This is a genomic window from Isoptericola chiayiensis, assembly GCF_013149805.1.
In the GTDB taxonomy this organism is placed as follows: Bacteria; Actinomycetota; Actinomycetes; order Actinomycetales; family Cellulomonadaceae; genus Isoptericola; species Isoptericola chiayiensis.
Genome location: NZ_JABEZT010000009.1, coordinates 129,940 through 155,213 on the forward strand (window position 1 = coordinate 129,940; position 25,274 = coordinate 155,213).

General features: G+C 71.1%; 29 protein-coding genes. 28 read left to right on the plus strand and 1 reads right to left on the minus strand.

Annotation, left to right across the window (positions count from 1 at the left end; translation table 11 throughout):
- The first annotated feature begins 10 nt into the window (after positions 1 to 10).
- The 26 genes from HDG68_RS14885 (at position 11) to HDG68_RS15010 (ending at position 21,593) form a co-directional block, all read left to right on the plus strand.
- Positions 11 to 670 (plus strand): hypothetical protein, encoded by a 660-nt coding sequence (locus tag HDG68_RS14885; protein ID WP_172153426.1) that lies wholly within the window; start codon positions 11 to 13, stop codon positions 668 to 670.
- Positions 667 to 1,362 (plus strand): Flp pilus assembly protein CpaB, encoded by a 696-nt coding sequence (gene cpaB / locus HDG68_RS14890; RefSeq protein WP_172153427.1) that lies wholly within the window; start codon positions 667 to 669, stop codon positions 1,360 to 1,362. The genes HDG68_RS14885 and cpaB overlap by 4 nt, the downstream gene beginning before the upstream one ends.
- Positions 1,362 to 2,924, plus strand: coding sequence for a nucleotide-binding protein (locus HDG68_RS14895; protein ID WP_172153428.1), 1,563 nt, complete (start codon positions 1,362 to 1,364; stop codon positions 2,922 to 2,924). Before cpaB ends, HDG68_RS14895 begins: the two co-directional genes overlap by 1 nt.
- A gap of 1 nt (position 2,925) precedes the next feature.
- Entirely contained in the window at positions 2,926 to 3,300 is a 375-nt protein-coding gene (locus HDG68_RS14900) for a TadE/TadG family type IV pilus assembly protein (RefSeq protein WP_172153429.1), read from the plus strand.
- Between the two features lies 1 nt (position 3,301).
- On the plus strand, positions 3,302 to 4,597 hold the full coding sequence (locus HDG68_RS14905; RefSeq protein WP_172153430.1) for a TadA family conjugal transfer-associated ATPase: 1,296 nt from the start codon (positions 3,302 to 3,304) through the stop codon (positions 4,595 to 4,597).
- Positions 4,594 to 5,517, plus strand: a complete 924-nt coding sequence (locus tag HDG68_RS14910; RefSeq protein WP_216648495.1) for a type II secretion system F family protein — start codon at positions 4,594 to 4,596, stop codon at positions 5,515 to 5,517. Before HDG68_RS14905 ends, HDG68_RS14910 begins: the two co-directional genes overlap by 4 nt.
- Positions 5,514 to 6,401 (plus strand): type II secretion system F family protein, encoded by an 888-nt coding sequence (locus HDG68_RS14915; RefSeq protein ID WP_172153431.1) that lies wholly within the window; start codon positions 5,514 to 5,516, stop codon positions 6,399 to 6,401. Before HDG68_RS14910 ends, HDG68_RS14915 begins: the two co-directional genes overlap by 4 nt.
- Positions 6,388 to 7,569 (plus strand): ATP-binding protein, encoded by a 1,182-nt coding sequence (locus HDG68_RS14920; RefSeq protein ID WP_172153432.1) that lies wholly within the window; start codon positions 6,388 to 6,390, stop codon positions 7,567 to 7,569. Before HDG68_RS14915 ends, HDG68_RS14920 begins: the two co-directional genes overlap by 14 nt.
- On the plus strand, positions 7,566 to 8,216 hold the full coding sequence (locus HDG68_RS14925; protein ID WP_172153433.1) for a response regulator transcription factor: 651 nt from the start codon (positions 7,566 to 7,568) through the stop codon (positions 8,214 to 8,216). Before HDG68_RS14920 ends, HDG68_RS14925 begins: the two co-directional genes overlap by 4 nt.
- A gap of 129 nt (positions 8,217 to 8,345) precedes the next feature.
- The gene (locus tag HDG68_RS14930; protein WP_216648496.1) at positions 8,346 to 8,579 is read left to right on the plus strand and encodes a hypothetical protein; all 234 of its coding nucleotides are present in this window, start codon (positions 8,346 to 8,348) and stop codon (positions 8,577 to 8,579) included.
- An 82-nt stretch (positions 8,580 to 8,661) separates the two neighbouring features.
- Positions 8,662 to 10,236 (plus strand): OmpA family protein, encoded by a 1,575-nt coding sequence (locus HDG68_RS14935; RefSeq protein WP_172153434.1) that lies wholly within the window; start codon positions 8,662 to 8,664, stop codon positions 10,234 to 10,236.
- Positions 10,233 to 10,952, plus strand: coding sequence for a pilus assembly protein TadG-related protein (locus tag HDG68_RS14940; RefSeq protein WP_172153435.1), 720 nt, complete (start codon positions 10,233 to 10,235; stop codon positions 10,950 to 10,952). Before HDG68_RS14935 ends, HDG68_RS14940 begins: the two co-directional genes overlap by 4 nt.
- Positions 10,883 to 12,295 carry a hypothetical protein gene (locus tag HDG68_RS14945; RefSeq protein ID WP_172153254.1) on the plus strand — a complete coding sequence of 471 codons (1,413 nt, stop codon included), beginning with the start codon at positions 10,883 to 10,885 and terminating at the stop codon, positions 12,293 to 12,295. The genes HDG68_RS14940 and HDG68_RS14945 overlap by 70 nt, the downstream gene beginning before the upstream one ends.
- Entirely contained in the window at positions 12,268 to 12,894 is a 627-nt protein-coding gene (locus tag HDG68_RS14950; RefSeq protein ID WP_172153436.1) for a hypothetical protein, read from the plus strand. The genes HDG68_RS14945 and HDG68_RS14950 overlap by 28 nt, the downstream gene beginning before the upstream one ends.
- On the plus strand, positions 12,891 to 13,352 hold the full coding sequence (locus HDG68_RS14955) for a hypothetical protein (protein WP_172153437.1): 462 nt from the start codon (positions 12,891 to 12,893) through the stop codon (positions 13,350 to 13,352). Before HDG68_RS14950 ends, HDG68_RS14955 begins: the two co-directional genes overlap by 4 nt.
- Positions 13,353 to 13,362: 10 nt before the next feature.
- Complete coding sequence (locus HDG68_RS14960; protein ID WP_172153438.1) at positions 13,363 to 13,806, plus strand: hypothetical protein; 444 nt, start codon at positions 13,363 to 13,365, stop codon at positions 13,804 to 13,806.
- A 73-nt stretch (positions 13,807 to 13,879) separates the two neighbouring features.
- Complete coding sequence (locus HDG68_RS14965; RefSeq protein WP_172153439.1) at positions 13,880 to 14,932, plus strand: OmpA family protein; 1,053 nt, start codon at positions 13,880 to 13,882, stop codon at positions 14,930 to 14,932.
- A gap of 188 nt (positions 14,933 to 15,120) precedes the next feature.
- The gene (locus tag HDG68_RS14970; protein WP_172153440.1) at positions 15,121 to 15,555 is read left to right on the plus strand and encodes a hypothetical protein; all 435 of its coding nucleotides are present in this window, start codon (positions 15,121 to 15,123) and stop codon (positions 15,553 to 15,555) included.
- A 116-nt stretch (positions 15,556 to 15,671) separates the two neighbouring features.
- The gene (locus tag HDG68_RS14975) at positions 15,672 to 17,201 is read left to right on the plus strand and encodes an OmpA family protein (protein ID WP_172153441.1); all 1,530 of its coding nucleotides are present in this window, start codon (positions 15,672 to 15,674) and stop codon (positions 17,199 to 17,201) included.
- A 76-nt stretch (positions 17,202 to 17,277) separates the two neighbouring features.
- Positions 17,278 to 17,829 carry a hypothetical protein gene (locus HDG68_RS14980; RefSeq protein WP_172153442.1) on the plus strand — a complete coding sequence of 184 codons (552 nt, stop codon included), beginning with the start codon at positions 17,278 to 17,280 and terminating at the stop codon, positions 17,827 to 17,829.
- Complete coding sequence (locus HDG68_RS14985) at positions 17,826 to 18,263, plus strand: hypothetical protein (protein WP_172153443.1); 438 nt, start codon at positions 17,826 to 17,828, stop codon at positions 18,261 to 18,263. Before HDG68_RS14980 ends, HDG68_RS14985 begins: the two co-directional genes overlap by 4 nt.
- 79 nt (positions 18,264 to 18,342) lie before the next feature.
- Positions 18,343 to 18,927 carry a hypothetical protein gene (locus tag HDG68_RS14990; RefSeq protein WP_172153444.1) on the plus strand — a complete coding sequence of 195 codons (585 nt, stop codon included), beginning with the start codon at positions 18,343 to 18,345 and terminating at the stop codon, positions 18,925 to 18,927.
- A 408-nt stretch (positions 18,928 to 19,335) separates the two neighbouring features.
- Positions 19,336 to 19,938, plus strand: a complete 603-nt coding sequence (locus HDG68_RS14995; protein ID WP_172153445.1) for a hypothetical protein — start codon at positions 19,336 to 19,338, stop codon at positions 19,936 to 19,938.
- A complete protein-coding gene (locus tag HDG68_RS15000; RefSeq protein WP_172153446.1) occupies positions 19,935 to 20,480 on the plus strand; it encodes a zinc-binding metallopeptidase family protein in 546 nt (181 codons plus the stop codon). The genes HDG68_RS14995 and HDG68_RS15000 overlap by 4 nt, the downstream gene beginning before the upstream one ends.
- Positions 20,481 to 20,530: 50 nt before the next feature.
- Complete coding sequence (locus tag HDG68_RS15005; protein ID WP_172153447.1) at positions 20,531 to 21,166, plus strand: hypothetical protein; 636 nt, start codon at positions 20,531 to 20,533, stop codon at positions 21,164 to 21,166.
- Positions 21,159 to 21,593 (plus strand): DUF3592 domain-containing protein, encoded by a 435-nt coding sequence (locus tag HDG68_RS15010; protein WP_172153448.1) that lies wholly within the window; start codon positions 21,159 to 21,161, stop codon positions 21,591 to 21,593. The genes HDG68_RS15005 and HDG68_RS15010 overlap by 8 nt, the downstream gene beginning before the upstream one ends.
- 63 nt (positions 21,594 to 21,656) lie before the next feature.
- Here HDG68_RS15010 and HDG68_RS15015 read toward each other — a convergent pair whose 3' ends face one another.
- Positions 21,657 to 22,757, minus strand: coding sequence for a hypothetical protein (locus tag HDG68_RS15015; protein WP_172153449.1), 1,101 nt, complete (start codon positions 22,755 to 22,757; stop codon positions 21,657 to 21,659).
- A gap of 193 nt (positions 22,758 to 22,950) precedes the next feature.
- On the opposite strand from HDG68_RS15015, the gene HDG68_RS15020 reads away from it, so the two are divergent.
- Together HDG68_RS15020 and HDG68_RS15025 are read left to right on the plus strand one after the other, a co-directional pair.
- Complete coding sequence (locus HDG68_RS15020; RefSeq protein WP_172153450.1) at positions 22,951 to 23,565, plus strand: hypothetical protein; 615 nt, start codon at positions 22,951 to 22,953, stop codon at positions 23,563 to 23,565.
- Between the two features lie 145 nt (positions 23,566 to 23,710).
- Positions 23,711 to 25,117, plus strand: a complete 1,407-nt coding sequence (locus HDG68_RS15025) for an FAD-dependent oxidoreductase (RefSeq protein WP_172153451.1) — start codon at positions 23,711 to 23,713, stop codon at positions 25,115 to 25,117.
- The last annotated feature ends 157 nt before the right edge of the window (positions 25,118 to 25,274 follow it).

The window sequence follows — 25,274 nt, forward strand, 5'->3', positions numbered from 1 at the left end:
GACGCTGCTCATGAGTCGGGACCCCCAGGGCAGGGCGGTCGCTCGATCGGCACGCCTGGCGATCGGCGGCAACGATCTTGCTCACCTGCACATGCCTTGTCGCGCGACGCAGTGGGCGCTGGTTCTCGACGCCCTCGTCCGGTTGCCGGACTCGGCGATGGGCGGCGCCCGGGCCGCTGCCGAGGCGCTGCTCTTCACGACGCGCACGCAGCTCGTGATCTCCTCCGTCACGGCCCTGGACCGGCCGTCCCCCTCGTTCGGGCAGCACGTCGCCAGCTATTGGCCCGGGGCTACGTTCGTGGTCGACCTGGCTGCGGGAACGGTCGGACCGTTCCGCCGTTCGATCGAGGTTCCGCCGCACGGCGTCGTCCTCGCCCGGTCGGGCAGACAGGTGGTCCCGGACGGGGTCGTCCGGGCGCTCCCCTCGCCGCTGCTGGAGATCCGAGTGCCGGGCACCGAGTGGAAGGCCAGGCGCTGGCTGGAGGTGACGGGGACGGAGACCTCCCCGGAGCACATCGTCGCGACCGCTCTCAACGGCGGGACGTGGGCACGCTGCTCGGTGTGCGGACGATCCGGCCTCTCCGCACGCTGCCTGTTCTGCGAAGTGGACCTGCCCGGAGCTGCGACGGCCGGCGTCGCAGCCGCAACCTCGCAAGGAGTCCTCCAGTGAACCCCCGTCAACGACGAGGAGCCCTGCTCCTCGTCGTCACGTCGCTCTGCGCCATCGCGGTCTTTCTCGGACTCCTGACGTACGTCGGTTCCGTCAGCTCCCAGGTGGGGCCCATGGCCACGGCGGTCCAGCTGAAGCAGGGTGTCGAACCGCTCACGCCGATCGAGCCGGAGATGCTCGAGGTGGTGGAGGTGCCCGAGCGGTGGGTGCCCGACACCGCCATCGCCTCCGTCGACGAGACGGCAGGACTGGTCTCGGCCACCGGCTACGAGGCGGGCACGCTGGTGCAGACCGGGATGCTGGTCCCCCGCCCGGGTATCCAGCCCGGATTCCGCGAGGTCGCGATCATCGTCGACGCGGAGACGGGCGTGGCGGGGAAGGTGAGCCCCGGAGACCACGTCGACATCATCGCGACCGTCGAGGAGACGGAGGACCGGCCGCCGAGCTCGGAGGTCTGGGTGGAGAACGCCCTGGTGCTCGACGTCGGTCTGCCGAGCGAGATCGAGGAGGAGGGCGACGACTTCGGGACGAGCCAGGGTGTCCCCGTGACCTTCGCGCTCACGACCGAGGACAGTCTGCGTCTCGCCTACGCCGAGAGTTTCTCGGTCAAGCTCCGGCTCGCACTGCGCGGAGCCGGTGACGAACAGAGGCTCCCGCAGGACGAGCGCACCTACACCGCACAGGGGGAGTGATGGCGACCAAGGTTCTGCTGGTGACCCTAGACCCGCGGGTCCGGGAACACTTCGGCAACGTCCTCGCGGAGTCCGACGTGTTCGAGATCGTTGCCGTCGCCCCGGACGGGGCCAGCGCGCGCACGGTTCTCGAACGAGAGCCCGACGTCGCCGTCGTCGTCGTCGACGAGGGCGCCGAGGCCGGCAACGGGCACGGTGTGGCGCGTTCGATCGCGGTCACCGCACCCCTCGTGGGCGTCGTCATGCTCGTGCCGACGGCGGACCCGCAGTCGTTGTCCCGCGCCATGGACGTCGGGGCGCGATCGGTGGTCTCGCACGGCGCGGGCCTCGAGGAGGTCACGGCGCGACTCGAGAGCGTGGCGACCTGGTCCGGTGCCGCGCGTGCGACGGTCGGCTCGGAACGCGCGGCAAACAGGGCCGGCGAGGTGCTCGTGGTGGCGGGAGCCAAGGGCGGCGTGGGTACCTCGACGCTGGCCCTGCTCCTCGCTCAGGCGACCGCGCAGCGGCAGACGGTGACGGCCGTCGACTTCGATCTCGGCGCAGGCGACCTGGCCGGCTTCGCCGGGGTGAGCACCCGGCGGTCGGTGGTCGACCTGGCCGAGGTCTCTGGCGAGATCACCGGACGGATGCTGCGCGAGACGTCCTACGAGCTGACGGGCGGTGTCCGGCTGCTGCCCGCCCCCACCGACGGCGAGCGCGGCGAGGAGATGTCCGGGCCTGCTGCCCGCGCGATCGTCGGGGGCCTGCGCTACGAGTCGGACCTCGCGGTCGTCGACGTCGGTAGCCATCTGGACGACGCGACTGCTTCGGTCCTCGAGTTCGCGGACCGTGCCCTGCTGGTCGTCAACCCCTCGTTGCCCGCCCTGAGGGCCGCGCGGCGGACACTCACGCAGTGGGACAGGCTCGCGATCCGGCGACCCGAATCGGTCCAGCTCGTGCTGAACCGGCGGACACCTCGGGACGAGGTGACCCGACAGCTCGCCGAGCGGATCGTCGAGAGGCCCGTGGCGTTCACCATCCCCGACGGCGGCCAGCCGTTCGAGAGCGCCATGAACACCGCGACGCTGCTGGAGGCGCAGACGCCGGTCCACCGAGCTGTCGCCGAGGTGGTCGCGCGCCCCGCGACCCAGGCAGAATCTCCCGGGACGACCGATCCGGACGGCTCGACACCCACCGCCACCAGGCGACGTGGGCGGCGTCGCTCGGCGACGGCTGCCGGAGAGCGCGGCCAGGCGGCGATGGAGTTCCCGGTCATCATCGCGCTGGCCCTCGCACTCCTCCTCGTCTGCGCCCAGGGGCTCGCCTGGGCGTCCGGACTCATGGTCGCTCGTGCCGCTGCCCAGGAGGGGGCTCGCACCGTCGGGATCGCGCAGTCCTACGACGGTTCGGTCGCCCAGCAGGCACGCGAGGACGTGCGGGAGCGTCTTCCCGAGGGTCTTCGGGACACCGCGGTGATCCGTGTCTCGCAGGGGAGCGTCGACGTTCGCGTGCGCAGCACGCCGGTGATCCCGGGCCTGCGCTTCTCCGCCTCGTCGTCGGCCGACGTGTTCGAGGAGCGCTGAGATGGTGGCCGGGACCAAGCGCGACGTCGGCCGGGGCGACGAGGGCCAGGCGGCGATCGAGCTCGCCGGGGCGGTCTTCGTCCTCCTCCTGGTGACCGTGCTCGCCATCCAGGGGATCCTCATCGCTCAGGGGGCCTCGGTCGCGCAGGAGTCGGCGCGCAACGGCGCTCGCGCGCTCAGCCAGGAGCGCTCCGACTGGCGCCGAGCAGCCCAGGAGTCGGTTCCTGACGGCTGGGGGATCGTCCGCATCGACGGCAGCAGGCCCGGGGACCGTGCCCGGGTGGTGACCGAGCTCGAGTTCCCCCTCGGTGTGGCGGGTATCCACGTCACGGACGTACGGATCACTCGGGACGCCGAGTTCGCGCAGGGGAGCTGAAATGGCCCTGAGAGACCGGATCGCCGCACCCGAGAAAGACACCGAGGACCACGACCTCGCGAACATCTACCGCGAGCGCCTCCTCGAGGAGATCGACGTCGACGAGCTGGCGCGTCTGAGCCCGGCTCAGCGGAGGGTCCGTCTGGAGCGCATGCTCTCGCGACTCCTCTCGCTCGACGGGCCGATCCTGTCGGCCCAGGAGCGCGGTGCCCTCGTGCAGCGCATCGTGGACGACGCGCTCGGGCTCGGTGTGCTCGAACCGCTGCTCGCCGACGAGTCCGTCACGGAGATCATGGTCAACGGTCCGCAGGACGTGTTCGTCGAGCGCAACGGGCAGGTGCAGCGGGTCCCGACGCGCTTCGCATCGTCGGAGCAGCTCTACCAGACGATCGACCGGATCGTCTCGAGCGTGAACCGTCGCGTCGACGAGTCGTCGCCGATGGTCGACGCCCGCCTCCCGACGGGCGAACGCGTCAACGTCATCATCCCCCCGCTCGCGCTGGACGGGCCGACGATGACGATCCGTCGCTTCCCCACCCCCTTCCGGATGGGGGAGCTCGTCGGCAAGGGGAGCCTCGACGAGCAGACGGCGAGCCTCCTGGCGGCGTGCGTCCGTGCGCGGCTGAACGTCGTCGTCTCCGGTGGGACGGGTTCCGGGAAGACGACCTTCCTCAACGCGCTGTCCGGACTCATCCCGGACGACGAGCGCATCGTGACGATCGAGGACGCAGCCGAGCTGTCCCTGCAGCAGGGCCACGTCGTGCGGCTCGAGTCGCGGCCGGCGAACGTCGAGGGACGTGGCGCCGTGACGATCCGCGACCTGGTGCGCAACGCGCTGCGGATGCGTCCCGACCGCATCATCGTCGGCGAGGTCCGCGGCGGCGAGACCATGGACATGCTGCAGGCCATGAACACCGGTCACGACGGGTCGCTCGCCACGGTGCACGCGAACAGCGCCTTCGACGCCCTGGGGCGCCTGGAGACCCTTGCCTCGATGAGCGAGCTGGACCTGCCGGTCACCACGATCCGTGACCAGATCAACTCCGCGATCGACGTCGTCGTCCACCTCGCGCGCGGTGTCGACGGGTCTCGCCGGGTCGTGGAGGTGCAGGCGCTCGTCTCGGAGCGGCGTGGCGACTACCGGATGAGTCCGCTGGCCGAGTTCGTGCCCGGCCCCCTCGGACCCGACCACACGGTGTCGGGTCGTTTCGTCCAGTACGGGCTGCCGGACGAGCTCCGTGAGCGGCTGCGACGTGCAGGTGAGACGGCGTTCGTCGCCGAGGACGTGCTCGGATGACGGCCGGCCTCCTCGTCCTGGCGCTCTTCGTCACTCTGGCGCTCTGCGTCGTCACCGTCGCGGTTTTCCAGGGCAACGCGGTGGCGCAGCGTCGCATGGTCGCCGCCGCCGACCTCGGCGCCGACGCCGGCCCGAGCGTCGTCGACCGGGTCGACGTCCGGCTCCGCACGACGACGTTCGGCAAGCGTCTTGCCTCGTCGCTCGCCGGTGCCGGGCTCCAGGCCTGGTCGCCCACGTTGTTCCTCCTCGGGACTGCCGGCATCGCCTTGGCTGCCGGTCTGCTGTCCGTGCCTTTGCTCGGGCGGGCTGCCGCCCTCCTCGTGGTCCTCGCGGTGGTCGCCAGCGCCCAGCGCTGGGTCGGCAACAAGCGTCGAGCGCGCACGGAACGCTTCGTCGCGCAGCTCCCGGAGGTCGCCCGACTGCTCGCCAACGGTGCTCAGGCAGGCCTGGCGGTGCGACGCTCCGTCGAGCTCGCCGCCCGCGAGATGGACGAGCCGGCGAGCTCGGAGCTCGCGCAGGTGAGCTCCGAGATGGCTGTCGGGCAGAGCCTGCAGGGTGCGCTGGGAAACCTGAGCGAGCGGCTGCCCTCCCGGGAGCTCTCGGTCCTCGTACAGACGCTCGCGATCCAGGGGCGGTCCGGTGGCGCGCTGGTGACGGCGCTCGGGAACATCGCGGCAGCGCTGGAGGAGCGTCGCCAGCTGCGCCGTGAGATCAAGACGGCCACGGTGGGTGCGTCCTTCACGGGATACACCGTGATCCTCATCGGCGTCGGAGCCGTGGTGCTCATGAACATCATGACTCCGGGCGTGCTGGACGACATGCTCGGTACGCTGCTGGGCCAGATCATCCTGGTCGTCGCCGGAGCGCTGTTCCTGGTCGGTTGGTTGCTGATGCGACGTATCTCGAAGGTGGAGCTGTGACCGCGCTCGCCATCGCCCTGGGCGGGGCCCTCGCCGTGGGCCTCGCGTTCGCAGGCCTCCGGCTGCTGACCAGTACCGGCCTCGAGGAAGTCGAGGAGGCCTACGCGACGAGCGAGACGTCGGACGACAGGCCCAGAGGGTTCGTGGCTGTGCTGGACCGGCTGGGCAACCTGTTCCTCGGTTCGGCGTTGCGCGTCTACGGCAACGTCCGGCTGCAGAGTCTGGACCGGACGATCCGCCGTGCGGGGCGTCCCGACGGCGTGACGGTCACCGTCTACGTCCGCCGCCAGACGGGCTTCCTCGTGCTCGCGGTCCTGTTCCTCGTCGTCTTCGCGATCGCCGGCAACGCCTTTATCGGACTGCTCGTCGCCGCGATGCTCTCGCTCTGGATGCCGCTGTGGCTCCGGTCGGCCGGCGAGCGCCGGCAGCAGCAGATCGAGTCCGATCTGCCCGACTTCCTTGACGTGCTGGGTGTCACGGTCGCGGCAGGTCTCAGCTTCCGTCAGGCGATCGAGCGGGTCTGCGAGTTCCACGACAGCGCACTGTCGCAGGAGATGCGGACCACCCTCCACGAGATGAGCGTGGGCCTCTCGCGCCGTGAGGCGTTCGTCGGCCTGCGAGACCGGGTGGGTTCCGAATCGGTCGCCACCTTCGTCACCGCGTTGCTGCAGGCCGAGGAGTTGGGTGTCCCTCTCGCCGACGCGTTGACCGCGATCGCGGCCGACGTCCGTCGCGAACATGCTCAGGCGACGCGGCAGCGTGCCGCCAAGGCCGCGCCGAAGATCTCGCTCGTCGTCACCATGACCATCCTGCCCGGTGCGCTCCTGCTCATCGTGGCCGCGATGATCATGGGGAACCGGGAGGCGCTCGGTGGCTTCCTCTGAGCACGTGACCTTCAGCCACAGCCACCTCGCGATCGGCGGGGTCGTCCGTCTGCTGTGCGCGGTCCGCCTGGTCGTGGTGGGCCTCGCCGTCGTCGTCGCAGCGCTGGACGGGGAGGTGGCGATCGGCATCTGGATCGCTCTGCTGGCCTCGCCCTTCTCCTTCGTCCCGGCGCTGAACTGGCGGCCGCGGGGGGACGTGTACGCACGAAGTGCGACGTTGCTGGCGGCGGACCTCGTCGTGGCCGTCGTGGTGATGGTGTTCCTCTCCGGCTCCCAGTTGATGGCCGTGTACGCCGCCGCCACCGTGGCCCTGTGGTCGCTGCTGGTCGGTCCACGCCTGGCACTGGTGATGGTGATTCCCGTGTGCCTCGTCCTGGTCGGGTGGCTCGACCCGGAGGATCCCTGGGGCTGGGTCCTCGGGCTGGCGGCAGCAGCCGGTGCTGCGGTCCTTGCTGGGTGCGGGCATGCACTCGGACGTGGGCTGCGCCGGCAGGAGCGGCTCGCGGTCGAGCTCGGGGAGACGAAGGCGCAACGCGCAACGGCGGCCGAGCGGCTCCGGCTCGCCCGGGACCTGCACGACACGGTCGCGGGGGACCTGGCCGGCCTCACGCTCTCCATGGCGGCACTGCGGCGTCGTGTCGAGGCGGCCGGCGTGGACGAGGAGACGGTGCATCTGGCGCGGTCCATCGAGGCTGCGGTGTGCACCACGCATCAGGACACGCGCCGGGCGCTCGGCGAACTGCGCGAGGCGGCGGAACCGACGTCGGACGTGGTCCGGTCGCTCGCGGGCCGGTGGCAGCGACGGACGGGGACGCCGGTCGACCTGTCTCTCGACCTGCCGGCGGGCGACGACGGCCGGTCCGCCCACCTGCGCGCGGTGCTCCAGGAGCTGCTCGAGAACGTCCGCAAGCACGCCGAGGCCGGGGCGGTGACGGTCGTGATCACCACCGGTCCGTCGGGCGAGCTGCACCTCACCGTCGAGGACGACGGTGTGGGCTTCGCCGTGCCGGACGACGCCCGCGACGGCTGTTTCGGGCTGCAGGGCATCCGAGAGCGGGTCGCCGCCTGCGGCGGCTCGGTCCGGTGGGAGCGCCGCGCCCGGGGCGGGACGGTCGTCCATGCCAGCTTCGTGCACGAGCCGCGCGCCGACCTGGTGGAGGTCGGATGAGAGTCCTGACCGTGGACGACAACGCCCTGATCCGCCTCGGTGTGCGTGCGGCGCTCGAGACGTTCGACGACGTCGAGAGCGTCGCGGAGACGGACGATCCGGACGTTGCTCTGACCGCTGTCGCCGACGGCGCTGTCGACGTCGTCCTGCTCGACGTCCGCATGCCGAAGGTGTCCGGACTAGACCTGCTGCCCGGGCTCGTCGAGCACGCGACCGTCGTCATGCTCACCCACACCGAGGATTCCGAGGTGCTGCAGGAGGCCATGTCGGCGGGTGCAGCAGGTTATATCGTCCACGGATCGTTGTCGCCGGAGGAGATGCTCAACGTGCTGCGTCTGTGCGCGGCGGGCAGCCAGGTGGTGACCGGGGTGCCCGCCAGGTGGCACGCCGGCCGTGGCGGCGAGGCCGGGGGCGCGGACTCGGCCTCGGCCCGGGAGAGGTTCGGTCTGTCGCCCCGGGAGCACGAGGTGATGGAGGCAATCGCCCGCGGACGGGTCAACGCCGAGATCGCCCGCGAGCTGGTCCTCAGCGAGAAGACCGTCAAGAACCATGTCAACAGCATCTTCGCGAAGCTCGCCGTGGCATCGCGTGGTCAGGCCATCGCGCGCTGGAGGGACGCGGTGGACGGTGTGGGCCCAGGGGCCTAGTCGGAACTGGGCCCGGAGTTGGGTCCGGATGCCCTGATGCCCGGGCCGGGCGTCACGCGATCATGGTCGCAGGCACCGCGCCCGCGGTGGCGCAACGAAAGGCGGCCGGCGGCCGTCGGAGGAGGAATCGTGGAGAAGTTCTCGAACAAGGTCCTCGCGACGCAGGTCGCGCTCACCGGGTTCATCGCGGGGGCCTTCGAGCGCGCCCAGGACGAGCGCGGCCAGGGCTCCATCGAGTACGCGGGCATCATCGTGGTTGTCGTCGCGATCATCGCTGCGATCGTCACTTTTGCCACCCCGATCGGCAGTGCCATCGCAGGCAAGATCAGCGAGGCCGTGAACAGTTTCTCCGTCGGCGGCTGATCCCGGGCAGGCTACCGTGCGGCGGGGGAGACGACCTCCCCCGCCGTCTTGTCCGTCGGTGTCGATGAGGAGCGAGCGAGTCGTGGGTGGGAACAATCTGGTCAAGGGAGCCGTCGCGCTCTCGGTCGTGATGGCGCTCGCCGCCTGCACCGACGGGTCGCCGGACACCGAGCCCTCTCCCAGCGCGCCCGTGGCGCCCTCGGCGGGGGAGAGCGCGAGCAGTCCGTCGCCGAGTGAAACAGCGGCCGAGGCGGTGGCCGGGGCACGCGAGTACTACGGGGTCCCGGTCCAGGTCAGCATCGGACCGGTCGAGAGCACGGGCGATCTCGCCGTCGTGCCGGTCGAGGTGGCTGTCGACCCGGAGGCCGACCCCGAGCTCGTCTCCGCGGCGCCGCCGCTCGGCCTGACGCTGCCCGGCGCCGACATCCGCGCAGATGGCAGTGCGGGCGGGGCCTCCGGGGTCCGCCTGGTCGACGAGGGAACGGTGCTCCCCGTCGGGGTCTCCGCGAGCTCCTCGTTCACGGCGACCGCGGGGCTGCTCCCGCTGGACGCCGGCACGCCCGTCTCGGCCGTGTCGGTGCACGCCGCTCCTGCGGGCGACACGGTCGACGTCCTGCTTCCCCGCCTCGGCATGTTCCGCGACGTGCCGGTGGTGGACGCCGGACCCGACGTGGACGCGACGCTCGCCGAGGTCGGCGAGCCGGTCGACCCGCCGTCGTACGCGCTCCGGTCGTTCTCCGTATCGTTCGACGACGTCGCCTCGACCTCGGAGGAGGGGGACGTCGTCACGGTGACCCTGACCTCCGACGTGCTCTTCGACCCGAGCGAGCACCGGCTCGACGGCGAGGCGAAGAGGGCCGTGGCGGACGTCGTCACGCAGATCCAGGACACGGCCGGTGCCGGGGAGATCAGCGTGGTGGGGCACACCGACGACGTCGACACCGACGCCTTCAACCAGAAGCTCTCCGAGCGGCGCGCCACGGCCGTTGCGGAGCAGCTGCGGTCCGGCCTGAGCGGCGACTTCGACGTCACCAGCGAGGGGCGGGGCGAGACCGAGCCGGTCGTGGTCGGGACGAGCCCCGAGGCGCGGGCCGCCAATCGCCGGGTCGAGATCGTGGTCACTGCCGAGCAGCCGGCCTCCGGGGGCGAGCAGGACACCTCGGACGGGCTGCCGGCCGCCGAGGTGCCCGAGAGTGCGGGCGGTGAGCCTGTCACCTTCGAGACCGACACGCCGGGTCAGGAGTTCCGGGTCGAGGTCGCCGAGATGGTGCGGACGGACGAGGGGATCGTCGGCTCGCTGCGGCTCGCTCAGCTGTCGGGTCCGGAGGTCGTCGCCGGAGTGTTCGGGGGCGACACGTACTCCGGGTTCGCGGCCAAGCGCGGCTTCGCGGCCTCCAACCAGCTGGGCGGCCTCCACGAGGTCGCGCTGCTCACCGGCGAGGAGCGCATCTTCCCCCTGGACTACGAGGTCCCCCAGGACGCTCCGCTGTCCATCTCGTCGCGCCGCCTCCTGGCCGAGGAGCTCATCGACTTCCCGCTTCCGGACGACGGCGTCATCCTGGTCACCGGCGTGTGGCCGGACACCGGCCAGGACGCGGTGACGATCGAGGCGACCAACAGGTTCCGGCTGACGGACGTCCCGGTGAGCGACTCGTGACCCACCGTGGGGAGTCGATGTCCGCCCGCCGGTGCGCCGACGAGCGCGGCTCGATCCACGTCGCGGTGATCCCGATGGTGGTCGGCCTGCTCGCCGCCGCCGTCCTGGTCATCGTGGTCCTCGGCGGTGTCACCGGGGAGCGCCGGGAGTCGACGACGGCCGCCGACGCCGCCGCGCTCGCTGCGGCCGAGACCTGGGACCGGGAGCTGGAGGACACCTTTACCTGGCGGGCCGGTAGCTCCGAGCACGTGAGCTTCTGGGCACTGGCGGGCACTCCGGTCTCCGCCACCGTCGATGCGGGTGCCATGCGGGCGAAGGCGTCCGAGTTCGCGGAACGCAACGGCGCCGAGCTCCGCGAGTTCTCCGTCGACACCGAGCGGCTCGAGGTGTCGGTCTCCGTCCGCAATCGCTCCACCGTCCCCGAGACGTCGACTCGAGTTCCCGCCGAGGCGACGGCCCGGATCGAGCTGACCGGAGGTCTGTGCCTGTCGGGCGTGCAGATCGGGTACCGCCTCCCGTGGGGATGCCAGACCTGGCCGGAGGCGGCGCCCACGCCCCCACCGGCGCCCACGCCCACTCCGACCCCGTCGCCCTCGCCGTCCGACGGTGAGGAGCCCGAGCCCGAACCCTCCGACGAGCCCACCCCGTGGACACCCCCGCCGTTCGTGCGGCCGGATGTCGATCCGTACGAGAGCGAAGTGGTCCTGACACGATGATGATGCGTCGAACTCGGCACCGTACCGATCTGCTGCGCGGGGAGCGAGGCGCGGCGGCGGTCGAGCACGCCGGCGTGATCGTGGTGGTCGTCGCGGTCGTGGTCGCTCTCCTGGTGGCGATCAGCCCGGTGGGCCAGGCGATCGCCGGGAGGATCTGCGAGGCCGTCGGGGCGAGCTGCGGCTCGCCGGCCGCCGTCGAGGCCGACGACGAGCCGACCGAGCCGTGCGTCCTGGCGAGCGACACCGTGAACGTCAAGTACTCGCTCTCCGTGTCCTTCGTCGACGTCGGTTCCGGGGTGGGGATGCAGACGGAGGAGCTGAGCGACGGCACCTTCAAGACGACCCTTTCACTGTCGGGCCAGGCGGGTGCCAGCCTCACCGCCGGTGAGCTCCAGGCAAAGCTCCGGATCGGGGACTACGGCGGCGGGGCCGACCTCTCCGCGTCGGTCAGCGCCGCTCAACGTCTCGGGGGCGGCCTCGAGTACACGTTCGACTCCGCGGAGGACGCCGCGGACTTCGAGGAGTGGGCCTATCGCACCTTCGCGAAGGAGTCGGCCAAGGCCGCCGCTGGACCAGCCCTGGGCCTCGGTGTCGAGATCGCGAACTGGGCGGTCGACAAGATCACCGGCTACGACTACGACCCACCCGCCCCGACCGGCTTCTATGCGGAAGGCGGGCCCGTGATCTCGGGTAGCGCCGGGGCACAGGCCATCGTCGCCGGCGCCAACGCGAGCGCGGAGTTCTCGAGCGCGCTGGGCTACCGGCAGGATCTGGAGTCGGGTAACCACACGGTCTACTCGAAGATCAAGCTCGATGCGAAGGCCGCATCCGATCTCGGGTTGAAGACCCTGGCCGAGGGGGGTGCCGGAACGGAGTTCGTCGCCGAGGTGACGGTCGACGAGAACGGGCAGCTCGCCGGCCTGAGCGTGGCCGGCGCAGCGACTGCGGACGGCGCCTACGACCTGACGGGCCTGCTCGACACTCCGTTGCAGGACTCCGGCGGCCGAGGAGTTCGCGTGCGCGCCAGCCTTCCCGTGACGGACGCGAATCGTGACCAGCTGACCTCTGCGCTGGCGGATCTCGGTGTCTACGGTGGGGGGTCACCGTCGCGGATGGCTGACGCGATGTCGAGCCTCTTCGACGTCGCCGCAGACTCGGGCGAGGTCACCGCCCAGACGCTGGATGTCAGCAGCAGCAACCTGCTCTCCGGCGCGTTGGGGGTCAAGGCCCCGGCGGTGGGAGGCGTCGGCGTCGGAGTGGAGTCGGGAACGAGCTCGCAGGACTCCGTGGACGCCTGGTACCTCGGAGACCATGGATGGAACGACTGGGAGGCGTGCAGCTGATGAAGCGAGGATGGATCGGCGTGGGGCTCGTCGTCGCGTCGACGTTGGTGATCGGCAGCTGCGGCGCAGGCCAACCGGATGATGCCGCCGACGGTCGGGCGCCGACGGCGGAGGACACCGGAGCGGCGTGGTCCGTCGCACCGGCGACCGCGATCGACGGGGCGAGCCCTTACACGGAGGACGGAATAACGGTCCAGGTGCCCGAGGGCTGGGTCACGGATCGTGCCGAGGACGAAGGAGTCGTCCGGATCATGGTCTACGACCCGGCCGACGAGTTGAACCCGGTCGCGATCACGGTCAGTCCGGACGCGAGCGACGAGGCGGTGGACGTCCAGGCGGACGTGACCTGGACGCAGCTCGGAGCGGCCGGTGCGACCGAGCTCGAGCGCCATCCTGTCGAGTGGACGCCCTGGCCTTACGCGCAGGCGATCACCGGTGTGGTCGAGCGCGACGACGGTGCCGGCTCGACGTTCGTCTCGATCAGCGCGCGGGACGAGGCGGAGTCGGTCATGGTGAGCGTCTCGGCGCAGACTGCCGAGGGCGGTCTCGAAGAGTCCCTGCAGTACCAGGTGCTGCAGACGGTGGAGCCCGCGTCGTGACGGGGCAGTTCTCCTGGCGGTCCGTCGGGGTCTTCGTCCTCCTGGACGCGGTCACCTACGTCCTGGCGTACTGGGTGCTCCTTCCGTTGATCAGCGGCTGGCTGGCCGCATGGCCCGAGATCGTCCAGGTGGGTTTCGGTCACGTGCTGACTGCGGTGCGCCTCGTGCTCGTCGGAGTTCTCGTGGCCCGGGGCTACCGGTCCCGCTACGGTTCCGAGCGGCGGACCGACCCTCTCCCGAGCGTCGCGGCGGGTGCTGCCCTGTCGGCCGTCGGCGGAGTCGTCCTCGCACTGGTCGGGGCCTCGGTGACCGGCGCGGCGCCTCCGGAGGCTGCAGCGATGGGGGTGGGCCTCGTCGAGTGGGTGGCTTTCGGCGCCCTGGGGGCCATGCTCGTCGAGGCCGGTCAACCGGAGCGGGTCTCGATGCGCATCCGCGACGAGGCGGGCATGCGGTGGTGAGCGGGCAACGATGATGATCGATCTCGCCGGCAGCGGCTTCTTTCAGGGGCTCGTGGTCGTGGTCGGACTCGCCTTCGCGCTGACGTTCCTCATCGTCGCGATCCTGCACTGGCGTCGACGACGGGTGTTCTCGTCGGGTGTGCGCGGTTCCGGTGTCGTCGTGCGCGTCGAGCCCACACCGGTGATGAATCGCTACTCGCTCGTCGAGCGCCCCACCGAGATGGTCACCGTGGCGACCCAGGCGATGCCTGCCGGTGCGACCCCGCAGAAGGTTCCCGCGGGACAGTACGTCGTGGGTCAGGAGGTGCCGGTGGTGCAACCCGCCGGACGTCCTCACGACGTCCGCCTGGACCGTCCGGACCTGGAGCCGGCGGCGTGGCGGGTGCTGGGCATGGCCGCGATGGCCCTGGCGGTACCGGTGATCGTCGTGCGCTTCCTGGCTGACGGGGCGTGATCGCGGCGGCACGTCGGCGGAGAAGCAGCGAGAGATACCGGGATCGGGAGTTGGGCGACGCACGATGAAGGACATGGCGACGGTGATGGCGCTCGTCCTGGCTCTGTCCGGGCTCGGTTCGGTCGCCGGTCAGGGACCTTCCGAAGGTGGCACTGGTGGCGCGGGTGGCGTTCCGATGCTCGGGGACTTCTCCTACCCGTACTTCGGCCGCGCCGAGGACCCGGTGGTGCACGGCGTCGTGCACGGGGTCCGGCGGGTCGACGGCGGCACGATGCTGTACTACTCCCTCGGCGAGCCTACGGAGGGCGTCGGGGCGGGGAAGACGCCCGTGTACTCGCGCGACGAGTGGGACCCGGAGCACTACGGGCCGCGAACCGTCGCCTCGGTGAGCGTGGTCGATCCCGACGGCCTCCAGGCGTACCGTCCGTTCTCCGCGGACGGGGAGGCGGTGGCTGTGGAGGCGCGAGAGATCGACGCGGCCCCGGGACGACTGGTGGTGGCGTGGGCGATGCTCCCCGAGATGCCCGAGGGGGTGACCAGCGTCGACGTCATGATGCCCCGAGGGAGCGTGGTGTCCGACGTCCCGGTCGAGGACGGAGCTCTCGAACCTGTCGTCGACGAGCCCGCGCCGCTGCTGGGCGAGGGCTGGCCGACGGTGCCGGTACCGTCGGACCTCGCCGAGGTCGATCCTGGCGTGTCGATCCTCGACCTGACACGCCACGTGGGTGACGCGGACGGCACGGTCGAGGTCGAGGAGTCCGTCGAGGACGTCGTCGTGACCCTGGACGCCGACGTGCTCTTCGACAAGAGTTCCTTCGAGCTCTCGAGGTCCGCGGTGCAGGAGATGGATCGGGTGGCTGCGGACATCGCCGAGCGCGGTACCGGGGACGTCGTCATCACCGGGCACACGGACTCGGACGGGTCCACCAGTGACAACCAGGTTCTTTCCGAGCAGCGTGCACGAGCCGTGCGCGATGCACTGCAGCCCGCGAGCGGTGACGGGGTGACGTTCAGAGTCGTCGGGCGGGGTGAGGACGATCCCGTCGCCACCAACGCGACGGACGAGGGTCAACAGGAGAACCGGCGAGTGACCGTCGAGTTCACCGTCGAGCAGGAGGAACGGTGAACGCCCGAGAGAGCGCGGTCGTCGTCGCCGGCCTGAGTATCGGCATGCTGGCTGCCTGCACGAACGGCGACGCTGACACCGCGCCAGGTCCTGACGCGGGTGTCTCCGAGTCCGCGACGACCGGTGCCGAGGCCGACCCGGAACCCGTGGACCCTGCGGAGCTGGTGGCGGACCTGGAGGCGAGCGTGATGGCCGACGACGAGGAGGGGATGTCGGTAGCTTCCGTCGAGGGCGAGCTGGAGACGGTCGGTGGGGGGAAGCGACCGGTCACCGTGAAGGTCCGCGGGATCCGCCCTGGTGTGGCGTCGACCGAGGTCGAGTTCTCGGTGCGGTCAAAGGGTGACTCCGCATCGCTCGACACGCTCGCGCTGACCGATCGTGCCGGGAGTCTCTACGGCGTGGCCGTCATCGATCCGGAAGCCGATGAGCGGTACGAGGCGTTCGAGGACGCCGGCGACTCCTACTACTCGACCTGCTCGTACAAGCCGAAGACTTTGTCCGGCACTCCCTACTACCTGACGTGCCTCGTCGCTCCTCTCCAGGGTCGGCCCGAGTCGGTGTCGCTCCAGATCCCGGACCTGCCGCTGATCGAGGACGTGCCGGTGACATGGTCTCAAGAGTGAGAACAGCACGTTCCTTCGGCCGGAAGACCTCAGGCGAGAGCGACGTCAGCGAAAGGTGCACTGACATGGCGACGAACCCTCGGTCGCGCAGCCTCAGGATGTCCTCGGGTGCACTCGTGGCTGTGCTTCTGGCCGCGTCGACCGCGGCCTGCGACGACTCCCCGGACGAGACCGTCGGGCCGACGCCGCGGGCCGACGTGTCCACGGCTCCGGCGACCGACCTGTCGGCGCCTGCCGAGACCGTGGACCTCGTCGTGGGCGGAGCCGAGGTGACGGCGGAGGTGTTCCCGCTGGTCCGGTCCGGCGAACACATCGTCCTGACACTGGACCTGGCGACCGACGCGACGGAAGACGTCACTCTGGGGAGGATCTTCCGCGGTGAGGTGGTGGACGCTCCCGTCGAGGGCGGTGGGATCCGATTGGTCGACCTGGAGAAGAAGCAGGTCTTCCTGCCAGGGCTGGACGCTCAAGGTGATCCCGTCGGTACCGGGGAACGACTGGGATCCCTGGACCCCACGGGCATGCGAGTCCAACGGGTGTACACGGCGCCGGACGGGCCGGCGGACTCGCTGGGCGTGCTGCTCCCCGGGGAGTACCTGGCTGAGGTGCCCCTGGCCGACGGTGAGATACCTGGGCCGGCCCTGACGAGCGCCGAGGACGTCTCCGCGGAGCCCGTCGAGGCGACGGATCCGTCCGAGGTCGCCGAAGCCCCAGTTCTGCCCCTGGAGTCGTTCACGGCCGAGCTGGACGGAGCGGTCAGGGTGCTGGAGTCCACCGAGGAGGTCACGGTCAACCTGGGCGGCGACGTGCTGTTCGACTCGTCGTCGGCGGAACTGCGCTCGGATGCGCAGGCCGCGATCGACGCCTCGGCGCGGCGCATCGAAGAGCGGGCCCCGGGCACGGTGTCCGTCGTGGGCCATACGGATGACGTAGGCGGCGAGGCGTCGAACCAGAAGCTGTCCCAGCGCCGCGCCGACGCGGTTGCCGATGCCTTGAGCGAGCGGCTCGACACATCGGACTATCCGCTGGAGACGTCCGGACGGGGAGAGAGCGAGCCGCTGGTGGCCAACACGACGGACGAGAACCGCCAGCTGAACCGACGGGTGGCGATCAGGCTGGTCTCCGAGGTGACGACGACGTCCGAGGTGGCGGCTGAGGGTGAGCTCCCCTCGTTCGAGGACGGCCCGGTCGGGACCGGTGCCGAGGGTGTGGTGGTCGACGGGACCCGTCCGTGGCGCTACAGCGTGCCGGAGGCGCGGCGTGTGGGTGATTCCGTGGTGGTGGATCTGCAGGTGACGGCCGAGGACGACGAGGTCGAGTCCGGTTTCGGACCGGGGAACTTGGCCGGCTACTGGTCCTACCGCGGTGACGACGTGTCCGTTCCGAAGAACATGCTGGGTCTCACGGTCCTCTCCGGCACGTCTGCCGTCTACCCGTACGACTACAAGATCCGTGAGGACGGGGACATCGAGGTCTGGAACCCTCTGGGCGAGCTCGACACGCTGCGCCGGGTCGACGGCGGCGAGACGGTCACGTTCACGGCGGTCTATCCCGGATTCGAGGACGCCGAGACCATCACCGTCCAGCTCAACCACAACGCCGGGGCCATGCCCTTCCGTCTGACGGACATCCCCGTCGTCGACTGAGACCAGAACCTCACCGTGCCACTTGTGCCTGTCATCATGTCGACGCGGTAGGCGAGCGTGCGGAAGGAACAACGAGATGACACTCCCTCTGCGAACGACGGGTGCCGTCGGCGTCGCCCTGCTCGCAGGCGCCGTCGTCGGCTGTTCCGCGGACGAGGCTGCCGAACCGGCCGACGGTTTCCACCGTGTGGAGACCGGATGGATGCAGGTCGACGTGCCCGAGGGCTGGGTCCACACCGGCGAGGTGACCGAACGGTGGACGGACTCCTACCAGGACGCCGAGGGGGCGGCCGCGACGACCCAGCTCCTGCTGGCACCGGAGTTCGGGGACACGGACGCTCTTGTGGCGACCAACTCCGTGGTCGCTACGGCTCAGGTCGGTGGGTTCCCAGGCTTCGACATCGTCGCCGATGACGGCGAAGGCGCGGACGAGGAGGAGGGCCGGCGCGAGTTCAAGCGCGTCGACTTCACCTACGACGGCGAGGACGGCCAGGAGTACCAGGGTGTCCTGTGGGGCGTCGCCGACGACGGTGACGAGCACGTGATCCTCGCCCAGCTGACCGGGGCCGACCTGGACCCGGATCTGGTCGCCACGATCGAGGAGAGCATCGTGGTGGTCGGCGAATGACCGCCACGACGCCCGCCACGCGCGGCGGAACCGCGCGAGCCCTGCTGATCGGGTGGATCTGCGCGCTGGTCGGGTTCCTCGTGGGGGAGTACGGTGCCGGACTGGTCCTGGTCGGGCTGCGCTCGTCGTCGGGTGATCAGGCCATGATCGACTGGAGCTGGCTGCCTTGGATCGCGGCTGCCGTGCTGTGCGGACTCGCCGTAGGGCTGTGGACGCCGGTCGGCGCCGAGACCCCGTGGTGGCGGTGGCTCGCGGTCGGCGCGCCGGTCCCGGTCGGCTCCGGCCTGGTGACCTGGGCCTACTTCGCGTCCTATGGGGTGGCGATACCGGATCAGTGGCTGTCCACCCTGGTCCAGGTCCTGATCGCCGTGGCGCTGGCGCTCGCGGTCGGGCTGATGCGCACCCGGCGTGCGGGTCGTGGAGAGGCGCCATGACCGCTCCGGTCACGACCCGACGTCTGCCGGTCGGCGCTGAGGCGGCCCAGCCGAGATGGCGGGCGGTGACCGGCTCGCGATGACGCAGCAGCACTCAGGAGTCCGAGAGCTGCCGGCCCGGTCGGGGACGAAGCTCGGCGTGTACGCCGTGCTCGGGATCGTCGGCGTTCTGGCGGTGCTGTTCCTCTGGTCGCAGCGATCGCAGGCACCCGGTCCCACCGACGACGGGGCGACGGCGCCATCGTCGGCACCGACGGCGCCGGTCGTCCAGGTCGAGGACGGTTCGACCGTGCCGTCGGGTCACGACGCCTTGCTGGCTTCCGGGATGCGCGTCACCGCACCGAGCGTGCAGGCGACGTCGAGCACCGCCACCGTCGACTACGCGGTCTACCCGGCCGACGGCGCGGGCGACGGGGTCGTGACGATCCCGTCGGCGCACTTGGTTCTCGTCCTCGACGGCGTCGAACTGGCGCCCGCACGGGAGGACGAGGCCGAGCGGCGCCTGCGCGGCGGCCCTGCCGGCTTCTTCGCCGGATTCGACGTCGACGGGCTCGAAGCCGGTGGGACCGTCGACGTCGGTGTCACCACGCGGGACGGCACGTCGTTCGAGTTCGTCGACGTGCCGGTCGAGGATCCGGTCTCGGGACGCGTCCGGGGCCTGTGAGCGTCGCGCCGTGGGGCTCGGGGTTGGGCCCGGAGTAGGTCCACGGACACTGTGCTTCCGCCGTCGGATCGGTGAGGAGCGGACCGCGCGGTGCTCCGTCGAGGCCGCGCGACGTTCGACGAGGGGTCCGTGGGCCGACCGCGACGACAACGGCGACCTGGGAACGGGTGACATCTACGAGCAGGGTTGCACGTCCGGCTCGAGCACGGACTTTGCGGTGCCGGTCGATCTCGAGATGGGAGCGATCACGGGCATCGGCGGGGACAACGTCTCGAGCTTCCGTGCGACGACGGTTGCCGCTACTGGAACGGCCGAGAGCCGGTCGAGCGCAACGGCTGCGCGGCCTGATCCCGTACAGTCCGGCGAGAACGTCCGCCGGCATCACCTCGACGCGACAAGGAAACTCTGATGATGCACCGTCTCCTCCTCATGGGGGTCGTCACGGCACTGGCTGCTGGCGCCACTCTCGCCGCTTGCAGCGGCGGCACCGGCGACGAGGCGGCGTCCTACGGTTCCGAGGCGATCGCCCCGGCCGACGCGCCCGGTGACTGGCAGGTCCACGAGACGGGTCCGGTCTCGATCGCCCTCCCTGCCGGGTGGGCGGAGGCCGAGCCGCCGTCCTCGGAGGAGGGTGCGGAGGCGTGGGCCTTCACCGACGGCACGCCGGCCGAGGGCGAGAACACCAACGGTGTCACCGTCGTCGTCTCTCCGGAGGCTCAGGGTGACATGCTCACGCAGACCGAGAACAGCCTGCTCTCGGCGGAGCGGTCGATGGGTGCCGTGGACGGGTCGTCCGAACAGCTCACCTGGCCCGGTGCCGCCGACGCCGCCTACTCGACCTACTTCGTGACGATCCCGCTCGGCAGCGAGGACGGCGAGCAGATCCGGTTCGAGTCGCTCGGTGTGGTGAACGAGGCGGGTGAGCAGGCCTTCGTGCTCGTCTACGGTCCTGACGCCACCTATGACGCGGACGCCGTCCACCAGGTGCTCGAGTCGGTGACCGTGCAGTGAGCGGCGGTCCGTACTCGCGTGAACGCCGCCGGGCATCGCTGAAGGGTTTCGGCTACCTCGCGTTGATCGGTGGCCCGGCCGCGGTGCTCGTGAGTCTCGTCATGGCGTTCGGACTGTGGTCCGCTGGTGATGACGACTCATCGTTCGGGCTCAGGTCCACCGTCGCCGCTGGCGACTCACTGGTCGTCAACGAGCCGGACGCCACGGTCGTGCTGTGGGCGACTCCGGGCGACATCGAACTCGGTGAGGTCTCCTGTGAGACCCGGGACAGCTCCCTTCCGATGGATGGAGCTCCGCAGGAGCCGGGGGCGGCGGTGCAGCTCGACGACGACGGCGCGCAGTGGGTCCGGCTGAACGCCGTCGAGGGAATGCAGAGGTCCGTGACCTGCAGCGGGCCAGGCATGACCGAGTTCGGCTACGCCGCCGACGCAGAAGTCGACCAGGACCGAGGCGCTTGGTTCTTCGGCGTGTTCGGCGTGCTCGTCACCGGGGCGGGTCTGCTGGCCCGTCGTCTGACGCGCAACTCCTCCGGTCGCCCGTAGGACGAGGAGGCACCGTGCGCGGAGTCGGGCACGGAGGACGAGGAGGAGATGTGGGAGTCGTTCCGGGGATGCGGCGGCACCTCTCGGGCTCGATGGTCGTGCTGGCCATGGTGCTCGCCGGGTGTACGGCCGGGGGAGACAGCGGGGAGCCGGCCGAGCTCGAGGCCGATCTCGCCGCGGAGTACGGCGGCGAGACGTGGACCGTCACCTCATCGGACTCGATCGACGGGGCGGAGAGCTATGCGTCCGACGGCGTCGAGTTCCAGCTCCCGCCGGACTGGGTCGTGGACCGCACGGAGAGCGAGGAGTTCGTCCAGCTCCAGGTCTACGACCCGGATGACGAGCTGAGCATCGTCGGGATCACCGTTGCGACCAAGGACGTCAGTGACGGTGACGTGATCCTCGCCTCCGACGCCACGTTCACCCAGCTCGGCGCCAGTGGTGCCCACAACCTCGAGCGGCACGTCGTGGAGTGGGGGACCTGGCCGTTCGCCGTCGCGATCTCGGGCGATGTCGTCCGCGAGGAGACCGAGGACTCGACGTTCGTCTCGATCAGCGGCCGCGACGAGGCCGGTTCGCTCCGGGTCGGGCTCTCCGCGCAGACGTCCGAGGGTGAGCTGGAGGACGCCCTGCAGTACCGGGTCCTGCGCACGGTCCGGGCGACACATGGGTCGTCCGATGACTGACGTGACCGACACGGCGGCCTTCGGCGCGCTGACGGTGGTCGTGGCCCTGCTGCTCTCGGCCGGGTGCGCGGTGTACGTGGTGGTGATGTGGCGCCGGCAGCGGGCCTACGCGAACGGTGTGCGGGGCACCGCGGTGGTGATCGGTATCGAGGCCACGCCCTGGGCGGTGCGGCACAACCACTTCGCCCGGGCGACCGAGACGGTGACGGTGGCGACCCACCAGTGCCCGCACGGCGTCCGGCAGGAGCGGATCCCGCCCGGGCAGTACGTGGTGGGGCAGACGGTCGAGGTGGTGCAGCCGGAGGGCCGCCCGGACCTGGTGCGCCTCGATCGTGCCGACGTCGTCGGGATGCCTCGCCTGGTGTGGGGGTTCGCGGCCATGGCGGTCCTGGCCCCGGTGATCGCGTTGCGGGGCCTGGCTTCCTGAGGCTGCGGCCGCTCGGTCCGGTCGTGTTCTGGCCGCCCGGACCCTCGACCGCCCCCGGTGGCGTCAGCGCGCCGAGTCGACCGAGACCTCGAGGCCGTCCAGCGGCACGTCGGTGCTGGCGGTGCCCAGCACGGCGAACCGGTCCGTCACCCGCAGCACGCCGTGGTAGGCGGCGCCGTCGGCTCCGGTGTACTCGAAGGTGACCCGGTCGGCGCTCTGCTCCAGCACCTCGAAGGTCGGGACGTTGCCGGTCATGTCGGTGACGTAGAGCTCTGTGAACCCGTCCTGCGGGGAGCCGCTCACCGCGATCTGCTGCAGCGACTCGGCGTCCTCGGGGGACGACCAGGAGTACGTCCACGTCGGCGAGAGGGTGCCGGTCTCGGTGAGGCCCTCGGGGACGTCGACGCTGACGGTGCCCGCAGCGACGCGTTCGTAGCCGTCGGCCACGGCCGGGGCGAAGACGGTGGGGGCCGCGGCCACCGCGGCGGTGGCGACCAGGAACGCGACGACGACGGCAGCACCGACGGCGGCGACGGTGTCGCGTCCGCCCCGGGTCACCCGCGGGACGGCGCCGGTCATGGTGTTGACCCGTGCGTCGCCGGACGGGGCCGCGAAGACCTCGGTGCCGTCGTCGTGCCGCGTGGCGGAGGACGGCGCGGCACCGGGCCACACCGCCTCCTGCAGGGTGGCGGCGCGCCGGTTCTTGACCCGGCCGACGAGGACACCGGTCGCGGCGGGCGTCACCACCGCGAGCACCACCAGCAGGACGCCGAGCGCGGGGGAGGCGTAGCTCTGGCCGTTGACCTGGAGCTGCGCGGCGATCCCCGTGGTCGCCTGGGCGATGCCGGCCAGGACGAGCCACAGCAGCGTGGGTCCGCCGAGGGCGACCACGGACCACTTCCACCACGCCATGCCGGTGTGCCACCGGTACACCCCGCACGCGGTCAGGCCGGCGACGGCCCCGGCCGCCACGGGCGTCAGCACCAGCAAGGCGACGACGGCGACCATCGTCCCGCCGAACGCCGTCGAGCCCGCGTCGGGGTCCAGCAGCGACCCCGAGGCCGCCACGGTGACGAGCACGGCAGCGAGCAGGAGGACGAAGCCGACGGCGGCGTAGGCGGCGGCGCCGAGCAGCCAGGCGGTGGCGAGACGAAGTGGGCGCATGGAGGTCCTCAACGGTCGGTGGATCGAGCGCGCCCATGCTGGCAGCCGCGCCCGCGCCCGGACAGGGCCCGTGGGCCCAACGTCGGGCCCAGGTGCCGTGCTGCTCCCGGGCAGGTCCGGAGCCGATCGGGGAGCGCGGTAGCGTGCGCCACCGGGCGTCCTCGACGGTCGTCGACGCCCACGAGGAGGAACAGTGGCGGGACGGATTCCGAAGAACGGGGCCACGGCAGCTCTCGTGGCTGTGGCCGCGCTCCTGATGCTGAGCCTGCTGCTCGACCTGACCGGTGGCGTCGCCGAGGCGACGACGCTGGGGGTCGCGCTGCTCGTCGCGGTCGTTGTCGTGGTCGCCGTCCTGCGGGGTGCGCACCGACGCGTCGTCGCCTGTGCCCGCAACGCTGCGCGCCACCGCCCGGGAGCAGTAGTCGTCCCCGGCGTGACGACCGCGGAGATGCCCGCGATCGCCCGGCACCAGGGGTCGTCGGCCCGTGGCTGGTCGTCGGCGGGCGGCAGCGCGGTCGCTGTCGTGGTGACGCCGACGGGGCTGGAGGTGTGGGGCCGGCGGGACACCGCGCCCCGCTGGGTGGTGCAGCGCACCCGTGACGGCGTCACGAGCAACACTGCTGCGTTCGGTGGCCGGGAGGTTCCGGCCGTGTGGGCGCACGACGGTCTCGCGGCGGTGGTGTTCGTCCCTGCCTATCGGCCCCTGCGGGCCAGCGCGGGGATGGTGGGGGACGACGTCGGGCGGGCTCTGGCCGACCTCGGTGCCGACCCCGACGGACGATCCGCCGACGACGATGTCATGATGTGAGACATGACGTTCACTTCCCGAGACGGATATGGCATCCTGGGGTTTCGTTGAGACGCTGGGAGTGAGGTAAACCTCACCTCGACGGAGGCGAGACCTCCTAGAATCGAACTCCACGCAAGCCCCGATCCGGAAGGCGTACCTCGCAGTGAGCAGCACCCGACCTCTGCGCGTCGCGATCGTCGGCGCAGGCCCCGCGGGCATCTACGCCGCGGACATCCTGTCCAAGACCGACCTCGACGTCAGCATCGACCTCTTCGAGCGGCTGCCGGCCCCCTTCGGCCTCGTGCGCTACGGCGTCGCCCCCGACCACCCGCGGATCAAGGGCATCATCGGTGCCCTGCACAAGGTGCTGTCCCGGGGTGACGTGCGTCTGCTGGCCAACGTCAACTACGGCGTGGACCTCAAGCTGGAGGACCTGCGGCAGTACTACGACGCCGTCGTCTTCTCCACCGGCGCCATCAAGGACGCCGAGCTGCCGATCCCCGGCATCGACCTCGACGGGTCCTACGGCGCCGCCGACTTCGTCTCCTGGTTCGACGGGCACCCCGACGTGCCGCGCACCTGGCCGCTGGAGGCCCAGCACGTCGCCGTCCTCGGCGCCGGCAACGTGGCCCTGGACGTCTCACGCATCCTGGCCAAGCACCCCAAGGACCTGATGTCCACGGAGATCCCGGCCAACGTCCAGGCGGGTCTCGAGGCCTCGCCGGTCACCGACGTGCACGTCTTCGCGCGCCGCGGCCCGGCCCAGGTGAAGTTCTCGCCGCTGGAGCTGCGCGAGCTCGGCCACGTGCCGGACGTCGACATCGTCGTCTACCCGGAGGACTTCGACTTCGACGAGGGCTCGATGGCCGCCATCGAGGCCACGAACCAGACCAAGCAGGTCGTCAAGACCCTCACGGACTGGACCCTGGTCGAGCCGTCCCAGCAGACGGCGTCGCGGCGCATCCACCTGCACTTCCTGCAGGCCCCGTCCGAGGTGCTCGGCGAGGACGGCAAGGTCGTCGGGCTGCGCACCGAGCGCACGGCGCTGCAGGGCGACGGCACGGTCAAGGGCACCGGCGAGTTCCACGACTGGCCGGTCCAGGCCGTCTACCGCGCCGTCGGCTACTTCGGCTCCCCGCTGCCGGAGATCCCCTTCGACGACCTCAAGGGCGTCATCTCCAACCGCGAGGGTCGCGTCGTCGACCTCGACGGCGAACATCTGCCCGGCGTCTACGCCACCGGCTGGATCAAGCGCGGACCCGTGGGCCTCATCGGGCACACCAAGTCCGACGCCTCCGAGACGATCCGCCACCTGGTCGAGGACGTCACCGGAGTCGGCGACGGCGGCGACGTGGCCGACGGGTCGCTCGACGGCGGCCGCACCGCCCCGCACGGCGAGCCGGCGCAGATCGTCGACTTCCTCGTCGAGCGCGGCGTCGACGTCATCACCTGGGACGAGTTCACGCTGCTGGACGCCCACGAGCTCGGTCTCGGCGAGACCGCCGGTCGCGAGCGCGTCAAGGTCGTCCCGCGCGAGGAGATGATCGACATCGCCAAGGGTCGCGCCTGACGATCCCCGCGAGGTAGACCAACGCCCCGCGGGTTCGGGGAGCTCGGGGGCGCTGGGGCGGCACCCGCCGCAGCGCGCAGCACGCAGGGCGGGAACCGCCGTCGAGCCCCGCGCGTTGCCTCGGTGGAACCCGCCGGACCGCCCGGCCCGGCGGGTG

Bases quoted from the DNA above. Each gene is read 5' to 3' on its own strand.
- HDG68_RS14885 (WP_172153426.1), top strand. From the start codon at position 11: ATGAGTCGGGACCCCCAGGGCAGGGCGGTCGCTCGATCGGCACGCCTG.
- HDG68_RS14895 (WP_172153428.1), top strand. From the start codon at position 1,362: ATGGCGACCAAGGTTCTGCTGGTGACCCTAGACCCGCGGGTCCGGGAA.
- HDG68_RS14900 (WP_172153429.1), top strand. From the start codon at position 2,926: ATGGTGGCCGGGACCAAGCGCGACGTCGGCCGGGGCGACGAGGGCCAG.
- HDG68_RS14905 (WP_172153430.1), top strand. From the start codon at position 3,302: ATGGCCCTGAGAGACCGGATCGCCGCACCCGAGAAAGACACCGAGGAC.
- HDG68_RS14910 (WP_216648495.1), top strand. From the start codon at position 4,594: ATGACGGCCGGCCTCCTCGTCCTGGCGCTCTTCGTCACTCTGGCGCTC.
- HDG68_RS14925 (WP_172153433.1), top strand. From the start codon at position 7,566: ATGAGAGTCCTGACCGTGGACGACAACGCCCTGATCCGCCTCGGTGTG.
- HDG68_RS14950 (WP_172153436.1), top strand. From the start codon at position 12,268: ATGGAACGACTGGGAGGCGTGCAGCTGATGAAGCGAGGATGGATCGGC.
- HDG68_RS14960 (WP_172153438.1), top strand. From the start codon at position 13,363: ATGATGATCGATCTCGCCGGCAGCGGCTTCTTTCAGGGGCTCGTGGTC.
- HDG68_RS14965 (WP_172153439.1), top strand. From the start codon at position 13,880: ATGGCGACGGTGATGGCGCTCGTCCTGGCTCTGTCCGGGCTCGGTTCG.
- HDG68_RS14970 (WP_172153440.1), top strand. From the start codon at position 15,121: ATGGCCGACGACGAGGAGGGGATGTCGGTAGCTTCCGTCGAGGGCGAG.
- HDG68_RS14980 (WP_172153442.1), top strand. From the start codon at position 17,278: ATGACACTCCCTCTGCGAACGACGGGTGCCGTCGGCGTCGCCCTGCTC.
- HDG68_RS14985 (WP_172153443.1), top strand. From the start codon at position 17,826: ATGACCGCCACGACGCCCGCCACGCGCGGCGGAACCGCGCGAGCCCTG.
- HDG68_RS14990 (WP_172153444.1), top strand. From the start codon at position 18,343: ATGACGCAGCAGCACTCAGGAGTCCGAGAGCTGCCGGCCCGGTCGGGG.
- HDG68_RS14995 (WP_172153445.1), top strand. From the start codon at position 19,336: ATGATGCACCGTCTCCTCCTCATGGGGGTCGTCACGGCACTGGCTGCT.
- HDG68_RS15010 (WP_172153448.1), top strand. From the start codon at position 21,159: ATGACTGACGTGACCGACACGGCGGCCTTCGGCGCGCTGACGGTGGTC.
- HDG68_RS15015 (WP_172153449.1), bottom strand. From the start codon at position 22,757: ATGCGCCCACTTCGTCTCGCCACCGCCTGGCTGCTCGGCGCCGCCGCC.